This is a genomic window from Saccharopolyspora phatthalungensis (genome assembly GCF_014203395.1).
In the GTDB taxonomy this organism is placed as follows: Bacteria; Actinomycetota; Actinomycetes; order Mycobacteriales; family Pseudonocardiaceae; genus Saccharopolyspora; species Saccharopolyspora phatthalungensis.
Genome location: NZ_JACHIW010000002.1, coordinates 543,229 through 553,286 on the forward strand (window position 1 = coordinate 543,229; position 10,058 = coordinate 553,286).

The window sequence follows — 10,058 nt, forward strand, 5'->3', positions numbered from 1 at the left end:
ATCACCTCAATGGAAATCGCTTCTCCACAGGGAAGTGACCAGGCGTGCGATCTCCGCCAGCGGTGCCGGGTCCAGCATCTCGTCATGGGTGCAGTCGATTCGCTCCACCCGCACCTGGCCGGTGACGTGCGGTGTCCATTCCGGCTGGAGATCGGGGTTCGAGCGAGAGGTCACCAGCAGGATGTCCCCATCGAAGACTCTCGGGCAGTGACCCGCCGAGATGCGGACGGCGTTGACGATCGCATCCACCGCCGACGGAAGGTGCTCGGCCGGAAGGGCGTTGAGCACGCCGTCGCGCAGCGCCGCCGCGATGCGAGAGCGCTGCTGAGACGAGTCGCCGCACTCGGGGTCTCCGACCACATCGTCGAACAGGCGTCCCAGGACTTCCTGTTCGTCCAAGCCGACATCCGCCGTCGAGGAGTCGAGCAGCGCCACCACTCCCACCTGCTCGCCGCGTGACTGGAGTTCAGCCGCCACGGCGTGGGCGATGTTGCCGCCGAGGGAATAGCCGAGTAGGTGGTAGGGCCCCTGCGGGCGGACCTTCTGAATCTGGTCGGCGTAATCCGAGGCAAGCCGCTCCAAGCTTTCCGGCAGCGCGTCGCGACCGTCCATGCCGCGCAGTTGCAGGCCGTAGAGCGGCATGTCGGTGTGCCGCAGCAGCCCCGAGTAACACCAGGAAAGACCGGTGGCCGGGTGGATGCAGAACAGCGGCATCCCCTCGCCGCCGCGCAAGGTGAGCATGACGTCGAAGCGATCGCCGCCCTCGTCGAGCCTTTCGGCGAGCTCGGCCACCGTGGACGCGCGGAACACCGTCTGGACCCCGATTTCCGCACCCAGCACCTCGCGGATGCGGCTGACCAGCTGGGTCGCGATCAGGGAGTGTCCGCCGAGTTCGAAGAAGCCGTCGTCGATGCCGACCGACTCCAGTCCCAGCACCTCGGCGAACAGGTCGCAGAGCAGTTCCTCGCGCGGCGAGCGCGGCTTCCTGGTGGCCGTGTCGGTGGGCGCGCAGGGCCGTGGCAGGCGGGTGTGGTCGAGTTTTCCGTTAGGGCTCAACGGGAATTCGTCGACCGCCACGATCGCCGACGGCACCATGTAGTCCGGCAGCACGTCGCGGGCGTGCGCCCGCAGCTCCGTCGGCGCGGCGGACGAGACCACGTAGCCGACGAGCCGCAGATCACCCGGCCGGTCCTCACGCACCACCACCCGCGCCTGTTCGACATCGGGGTGCGCGGCCAGCACGGAATCGATTTCGCCCGGTTCGATCCGGAATCCGCGGATCTTCACCTGGTCGTCCGCGCGCCCCATGTACTCCAGCCGCCCGTCCGCGCGCCAGCGCGCCAGGTCACCGGTCCGGTACATCCTGGACCCGGGCGGACCGTAGGGGTTCGCGACGAACCGCTGCGCGGTCAGCCCGAACCGGCCCCGGTAGCCCTGCGCGAGTCCGGGCCCGGCGGCGTACAACTCCCCCACCACGCCGGCCGGCAGCGGCCGCAGGTAGGAGTCGAGGACGTAGGCCGCAACGCCTTCCAGCGGTCGGCCGATCGGTGCCGGGTGGATGTCGGTTCGGCAATGCGCCCAGGTGACCTCCACGGTCGCCTCGGTCGGGCCGTAGGCGTTGATCATGGTCCGGTCGCGGCCGAAGAACTCGATCAGTTCCGCCGGACAGGGCTCGGCGCCGGTGATGAGGCACCGCAGGTGCGGCAGCTCCACTTTCGGCACCGTGGCCAGCACCGACGCCGGGATGAGCAGGTGGGAGATCCGCTTGCCGTCCAGCTCTGCGGCCAGTTCCGCGCCGGTCGTCGTGCGCTGCGGGACCACCAGGCACCCGCCCGAGAGCAGCGCCATGCACAGGTCTGCCACCGACACGTCGAAGCTCGGTGAGACGAACTGGTACACGCGGCTGTCGCCGCGCACCCCGTAGTTGCGGACTTGGTTCCCGGCCAGGGTGGCGAAACCGGCGTGCGAGACCACGACGCCCTTGGGCACTCCGGTCGAGCCCGAGGTGTAGATGACGTAGGCCGCCGAGGCGGCCCGCAGTGGCGCCGCCCGGTCGGTGTCGGTCGGGTTCGTGATGGGCTGATCCGCGAAGCCCCGGCTTTCGAGGTAGCAATCGAGCAGCAGCGGCGCGCCGGGCACCGCCACATCGGTGGCGGACACGACGAGCGTGGCGTCAGCCAGCAGGTGCCGGATCCGCTCGCTCGGGTACTCGACGTCCACCGGCAGGTAGGCCGCGCCCGCCTTGAGGACCGCGATGATCGCCAGGATCAGCTCGCCCGATTTCGGCAGCGCGAGCGCGACGACGTCACCTGGGCCGATGCCCAGGGCGATCAGGTGGTGCGCGAACCGGTTGGCCCGCTCGTTGAGCTCCGCGTAGGTCCACCCCCCGCCGTCGAACTCGACGGCGGCATTGCCGGGCACCAGGTCCGCTTGCCGCTCGAACAGCTCCGGGAAGGTCGGCTGGTCGCACGGCTGCGTGAGCTCGGCGGACAGCGCCAGGCGCTCCTCGACAGTCAGGACATCCATAGTGGACACTCGTCGGTGCGGATCGGCCGCGATCTGCACGAGCAGCGCGGTGAAGCGGTCGGCGATCGATTGCGCGGTGATCTCTTCGAACAGATCGGTTCGATACGAGACGACACCGTCGATCCCGGCGGGTTGGCCGTCGGCGTCGCGGTTCTCCCGCAGGCTCAACGCGAGGTCCACCTTAGCGGCACCGGCGCCCGCACCCTCGACCTCAACGCGCAGCCCCGGCCACTCCGGTTCGGCGACGACATCGTCGCCCTGCAACGCGAACGCGACCTGGAACAGCGGGTGATGCGATAGCGACCGGGCCGGGTTGATCGCCTCCACCAGCCGCTCGAACGGGACGTCTTGGTGCGCGTATGCCGCCAAGTCCGCCTGCCTGACCCGGGCGAGCAGGTCGACGAATCCCGGGTCGCCCGAGGTGTCGGTCCGCAGCACCAGGGTGTTGACGAAGAACCCGATCAGCTCGTCCAGTTCCGTCTGGCCGCGACCGGTGACCGCGGTGCCGATCGAAATGTCCTCCCCCGCCCCGAGTTTGGTCAGCAGCGCCGCCAGCGCGGCATGCAGGACCATGAACGACGTGGCGTCGTGCGCCGCCGCGAGCCGGGTCAGCGCGGCATGTGTCCTGGCGTCAACGGCGAATTCCAGGGCGTCGCCGCGATACGTCGCGACGGCGGGCCGGGGACGGTCGGTGGGCAGCTCGATCCGCTCCGGCGCTCCGGCCAGGGTCTCGCGCCAGAACGCCAGCTGCCGCGCAGCGCTGGAGGCGGGGTCGTGCTCGTCTCCGAGGACTTTTCGCTGCCACAAGGTGAAGTCCGCGTACTGCACGGGTAGCGAGGTCCATTGCGGCGCGTTGCCCGCGACCCGTGCGGTGTAGGCGGCCGCGAGGTCGCGCACGAGGGGCCCCTGTGATCCGCCGTCGGCGATGATGTGGTGCAGCAGCACCAGCACCACGTGTTCTCCCGGTCCCGTCTGGGACACCGCGACCCGCATCGGGGCCTCACGCGCCAGGTCGAAGGGGTACCGGGCGGCCTCGTCCACGTCGCCGGTCTGGTGGATGACAACCGGAGCGGGGTCAAGGACCTGCTGGTACGGCGTGCCGTCGACGTCCGGGAAGATGGTGCGCAGGCTTTCATGCCGGGCAAGGACATCCTCGACCGCAGCGCGCAACGCCGCAAAGTCCGGTTCGCCGGAAATCCGCAGCAGCAGCGGGATGTTATAGGTCGGGCTCGGCCCCTCCAGCTGATACAGGAACCACAGCCTTTGCTGCGCGAAGGACAGCGGGATCCGGTCGGGTCGCGGCACCGGCACCAGCGGCGCGCGGACCGGTTCGGCGGTGCCGAGCGCTTCGGCGATGCCGGCGACGGTGGGCGACTCGAAGAGGCTGCGGATTCCCAGGTCCACGCCGAGTTCCGCCCGGATTCGGCTGATCAGGCGGGTGGCCAGCAGCGAGTGCCCGCCGAGCTCGAAGAACCCGTCGTCGATGCCGACCGAGTCCACGCCCAGCACCTCGGCGAACAGCCCGCAGAGGACTTCCTCACGGGCGTCGCGGGGGCCACGGCCGTCGGCATCGCCCGCGAACTCCGGGGCAGGCAGGGCCTTGCGGTCCAACTTGCGGTTACCGGTCAAGGGCAGCTCGGCCAGCAGCACGAACGCGACCGGAACCATGTACTCAGGCAGCCGCTCGGACGCATACTCGCGCAACGCGCCCGGATCGCAGCCGCCCTCGGGCACGACGTAGGCGACCAAGCGCTTGTCGCCGGGCGTGTCCTCGCGAACGATCGCGGCGGCATGCCGGACGGAAGCGTGCTGGTTGAGGACGGTTTCGATCTCGCCGAGCTCGATCCGGAAGCCACGGATCTTCACCTGGTCGTCCACCCGCGCGACGAATTCGAGCATGCCGTCGGCGTTCCAGCGGGCGATGTCGCCGGACCGGTAGAACCGGGAACCCGGCGGACCGTACGGGTTGGCCACGAACTTGGCCGAGGTCAGGCCGGGCCGGTTCAGATAGCCACGGGTAACCAGGTCGCCGGCGATGTAAAGCTCGCCTTCGACGCCGACCGGGGCCGGGCGCAGCGCCGCGTCCAGCACGTACATCTGCGTGTTCCAAATCGGCCGACCGATCGTCACCACTCCGGTGGGCACCGGGTCGCCGGGTTCGATCCGGTATTCGGTGCAACCGACGGTGGTTTCGGTCGGGCCGTACTCGTTGATCACGGTCGCGCGGGGGTGGCGGGCCCGCCACTGCTCCAGCACCTCGCCCATCAGCGACTCCCCGCCCAGCACGAGCTGTTGCGTCGGCGAGCACTCCGGCGGCAGCGTCAGCAGCACCGGCAGGTGGCTCGGCGTGGCCTTGACGAACGCGGGTTGCTCGGTCAGCCGCGCGGATTCGTCGAGCTCGACCAGCTGCGCGCAGCCACCCGTGGTGAGCGGCGCGAACAGGCCGGTCACGGTCAGGTCGAAAGACACCGGCGAGTGCACCAGCGCGCGCCCGGCCACCGCGGGGTACGCCGAGCGGACCCACGACAGGTACTGGTTGAGCGAGTCGTGCTGGACGACGACGCCCTTGGGCCTGCCGGTGGAACCAGAGGTGAAGATCACGAACGCGGCGTTGCGGTCGGCCAGCTCCCGGACCGGATCTGTAGTCTCCATTGTGGACAGATCGAGCTCGTCGACCAGCAGCCTCGGGGTACTGCCGGGCAGCCGACCGGCGAAATCCCGGTCGGTCAGGGCGAGCACCGGGCGGACATCGTCGAGCATGAATTCGATCCGCTCAGCCGGATGCGCCGGGTCCAGCGGCAGATACGCCCCGCCCGTCTTGAGCACCGCGAGCAGCGCGACCACCAGCTCCACGGAGCGCGGCAGCGCGATGGCGACGAACCGCTCCGGGCCGACCCCTTGGGCGATCAGCAGCCGGGCAAGCCGATTCGCCCGGCGGTTGAGCTCGGCGTAGTCGAGCACGGTGTCGCCGAAGGCCACGGCGGGCGTGTCCGGCGTGCGGCGGACCTGCTGCTCGATCAGCTCGGGCAGGGTCGCCGCAACGACCTCGTGGCCGGTGCGGTTCCACTCGTGCAGCACGAAATCCCGCTCGTCGTCGGGCAGGATGTCCAGATCGCCGATCGAGGTGCGCGGATCGGCCGCCACCGCTTCGAGAACGCGGACCAGGCGCGCCGCGATGGCCTCGGCGCTGCGGCGGTCGAACAGGTCGGTGGCGAATTCCAGCACGCCCTGCACCCCGCCCGGATCGCCGTCGGCGGCATAGGACTCTTCGACGTGGAAGGTCAGGTCGACCTTGGCCATGTCCGTGCCGCTGCGCTCCCGCTCCACGACGAGCCCGGCGAGTTCGAACTCCGCGTGTTCGTCGCGGTGAAAGTCCAGCATGACCTGGAACAGCGGGTGCCGGGACATCGACCGGACCGGGTTGACCACCTCCACCAGCCGCTCGAACGGCACGTCCTGGTGCGCGTAGGCGGCCAAGTCGGTGCGCCGGACCCGGGCCAGCAATTCCAGGAAGCCCGGATCGCCGGTGGTGTCGGTGCGCAGCACCAGGGTGTTCACGAAGAACCCGACCACTTCGTCCAGCGCCTCATCACCCCGGCCGCTCACCGAGGTGCCCAGCGGGATGTCATTGCCCGCGCCCATCCGGGTCAGCAGGGCCGCGATCGCGCCCTGGACCACCATGAACACGCTGGCCTGGTTCTCCCGGGCGATCCGCGCCAGCGCGCGGTGCGCGGCGCGGCCGAGCTCGAATTCCACGCCGTCGCCCCGGTTCGTGGCCACGGCCGGGCGGGACCGGTCGGTCGGCAACTTCAACTCCGCCGGGACGCCATCGAGCTGTTCGCGCCAGAAGCCGAGTTGCCGCGCCACCAGGCTTTCCGGGTCGTCCTCGCGCCCGAGCAGTTCTCGTTGCCACAGCGCGTAGTCGGCGTACTGCACCGGTAGCGCCGACCAGTTCGGGCCGCACCCCTCGCAGCGGGCCGCGTAGGCGGTCGCGAGGTCGCGTGCCAGTAAGCCGCTCGACCGGCCATCGCTGGCGATGTGGTGCAGCAGCACCAAGAGCACGTGTTCTTCGGGATCCAGCACGAAAAGACTCGCCCGCAGAGGTGGTTCCACGCCGAGGTCGAACGGCTCGCGCACCGCTTCGGCGAGCTGCACTTCGAGCCGGTCGACGTCGTGCACGCGCAGCGCCGGGCGCTGCTCGACCACCTGTTGGTGCGGGGTTCCGTCGACCGCCGGGAACACCGTGCGCAGGCTCTCGTGCCGGTCCACGACATCGCTGATCGCTGCTTGCAACGCGTCGCGGTCCAGCGGTCCCGAAAGCCGCAGCGTCATCGGGACGTTGTAGGTGGCGCTCGGGCCTTCGAGCTGCTGGAGGAACCACAGCCGCTGCTGGGAGAACGACAGCGGGATGCGCTCGTCGCGCGGCGCCGGTCGCACCGCGGGCCGGGCTTCGGCGGCGCCGTCCAGCCGGGCGGCCAGGCTCGCCACCGTCGGCGACTCGAACACCGTGCGCACCGACAGTTCCACGTCGAAAGCCGCCCGGACCCGGCTGATCAGCCGGGTCGCGAGCAGCGAATGCCCGCCCAGTTCGAAGAAGCTGTCGTCGGCGTGCACGCGCGGGACGCCGAGCACTTCCGCGAACAGTCCGCAGAGAATTTCCTCGCGTAGGGAGCGCGGCGCTCGACCCTGGTCGGAGAACTCCTCGTCCGGGGCGGGCAGGGCCTTGCGGTCGAGCTTGCCGCTGGCGGTCAACGGCAACGCGTCGAGCTCGACGAACGACGTCGGCACCAGGTAGTCCGGCAAGTTTCGCCGCAGGTGCTCGCGCAGCAGTCCGGCCGGGCCGACGACGTAGGCGGTCAGCCGCTCCCGCCCCGGCTCGCCGAGCACCACCACCGCGATCTGGTTGCAGTCGGGGTGTTCGCGGGCGACGGCCTCGATCTCGCCGAGTTCGATCCGCACGCCGCGCACCTTGACCTGGTCGTCCACCCGCCCGGCGAACTCCAGCACGCCGTCGGCGCGCCACCGGGCGAGATCGCCCGAGCGGTACATCCGGCTGCCCGGCGCGCCAAAGGGATCGGCGACGAAGCGTTCCGCGCTCAGCGTGGTACGCCGGTGGTAGCCGTGGGCGAGTTGCGTTCCGGCCAGGTACAACTCGCCGATGGCACCTACCGGAACCGGACGCAGCGCCGCGTCGAGCACATACAGCCGGGCACCCGGCACCGGCCGGCCGATCGGGGCCGGATCCTGGACGTCGTCGGGGTCGCAGTCGAAGCAGGTGACGTCGATGGTGGCCTCGGTCGGGCCGTAGAGGTGGTGCAGCCTGGCCTGCAACGTCGGCCAGACCCGGTGTTGCAGGTCGGCAGGCAGGGATTCGCCACCTGTGAAGACCCGGCGCAGCGAGGTGCATGCCGCCGCTTGCGGGGTTTCCAGAAACATCCGCAGCACCGGCGGTACAAAGTGGACGGTCGTTACCTCATGCTCGCGAATCACCGACACGAGGTGGTCGACGTCGCGATGCCCGCCGTCGGCCGCCAGCACCAGCGTGGCACCCTCGGTCAGCGGCCAGAAGAATTCCCAGACCGAGACGTCGAAACCGGCCGGAGTCTTCTGCAACACGCGGTCATCGGCGTCCAGTCGGTACTCCCGCTGCATGCCGACCAGACGGTGCAGCACGGCGCTCCTCGGCACGACCACGCCCTTCGGACGGCCGGTCGATCCCGACGTGTAGAGCACGTACATCGGATCGGCACCGCCGACCCGGACACCGGGATCGACGGCCGGGTACTCCGGCAGCGGCTCGTCCAAGAACAGCGTGTTCTGCGCGGGAAGCCGGACTTCGCTTGTGGTGAGCACCAGATCCGGACCGGCGTCGCGCAAGATGTACTCGATGCGTTCGGCGGGGTGGTCGGGCTCCACCGGAACGTAGGCGGCGCCGGTCTTGACCACCGCGAACAGGGCGGTGACCAGTTCGGCGGACCGGGGCACGGCGACCCCGACCAGGCTGCCCGGCCCGACACCGCGGGCGATGAGGTGGTGTGCGAACCGGTTGATCCGCTCGTTGAGCTCGCGGTAAGTGACTGTGCCGCCGGCGTGGACGACGGCCGGATGATCCGGTGTCTGCCGGACCCGCGCTTGGAACCGCTCGACCAGGCTCGGGCCTTCGGGGGCGGTTTCGTCGTCGTTGAACTCGCGCAGCAGCCGGTGCCGCTCGGATTCGTCCAGCAGCTCTACTTGTCCCAACGGCTGGTCCGGGTCGTCGACCACGGCGGTCAGGAACCATCGCAGGCGTTGGAGAATTTGCTCGGCGTCGAACTCCTCCGGCCGGTGGTCGAGCCGGAATTGCAGGGTCGTGCCGGTCTTGGCGACGATCAGGCCGAGCGGGTAGTGCGTCGCTCCCCCGCCTTCGACGCCGGTGATGCGCGGCTCGTTCTCCTCCTCGTCGGCCAGCGAATCGAGCGGGTAGTTCTCGAACACCAGCAGCGTGTCGAAAAGCGGCCCGGCCCCGACGCCGCGCTGCAATTCGGCGAGGCTCACGTGCTGGTGGGACAGCAGCGCGGACTGTTCGTCCTGGAGCCGCACGAGGTTGTCGATCAGCGGCGCGGCCGGATCCTGCCGGACCCGCACCGGCAGCGTGTTGATGAACAGGCCGATCATCGTCTCGATGCCGGGGATCTCCGGCGGCCGCCCGGAAACGGTCGCGCCGAACACCACGTCCTGACGGCCGGTCAGTTGCCCCAGCACGGCCGCCCAGGCGCCCTGGACCAGGGTGTTGACCGTCAGGCCGCGCCGTCGGCACAGCTCGTCGATCCCGTCGGCGGGCAGCTCCAGCCAGGCCCGTTCCGGCAGCTGGGGAGCGCGCCCTGGCTCAGCGACGCGGGTCGGTTCGGTCAGCCCGTCCAACGCGCTCCGCCAGGCCCGCTCGGAGACCGCAGGGTCCTGTTCGGACACCCAGCGCAGGTAGTCCTTGTACGGGGTGACCGGGGGCAGTCCGCTCGCGTCTCCGCTGCGGTAGAGCGCGAACAGTTCGTTGATCAGCAACGGGGCCGACCAGCCGTCGAGCAGCAGGTGGTGGTTCGTGATCACCAGCCGGGAGGTCCGGTCCGGCAGGCGCGCGAGCGTGCATCGCAACAGCGGCGGGGTGCGCACGTCGAAGCGGCGCGCCCGGTCGGCGGCCAGGAACGACGCCAGCTCCGCCGGGGGCAGGTCGACGACCTCCCAAGCAGGCTCGACGTCGCGCACCACGTATTGGATCGGCTGGCCGCCCTTGCGCTGCCGGAAACCGACGCGCAGGTTCGCGTGCCGCGCCAGCAGCACCCGCAGCGCCGCCCGGAAGCGCTCCGGGTCAACGTCGCCGGCCAGTTCCAGCACGAGCTGGGTGTTATAGACCTCGTCGGCATCGGAGTCGTAGAGGGCGTGGAACCACAGCCCCTCTTGCAATGGGGACAGCGGTAGTACGTCTTCCAGCCTCGACGGGCTCATCGAAACTCCAATCCGAAATCCCGGCCGCGGGTTCCTGGCTGTGGTCGCCAGTC

The 10,058-nt window shown here is 69.9% G+C and carries 1 protein-coding gene; it reads right to left on the minus strand.

Annotated elements, in window-relative coordinates:
* Nucleotides 1–6 precede the first annotated feature (6 nt).
* Nucleotides 7–10,005, minus strand: a complete 9,999-nt coding sequence (locus tag BJ970_RS29470; protein ID WP_184730295.1) for a non-ribosomal peptide synthetase — start codon at nucleotides 10,003–10,005, stop codon at nucleotides 7–9.
* Between the last annotated feature and the right edge of the window lie 53 nt (nucleotides 10,006–10,058).

Excerpts from the sequence above, each read along its gene's own strand:
- BJ970_RS29470 (WP_184730295.1), bottom strand. The coding sequence starts at position 10,005 with ATGAGCCCGTCGAGGCTGGAAGACGTACTACCGCTGTCCCCATTGCAA.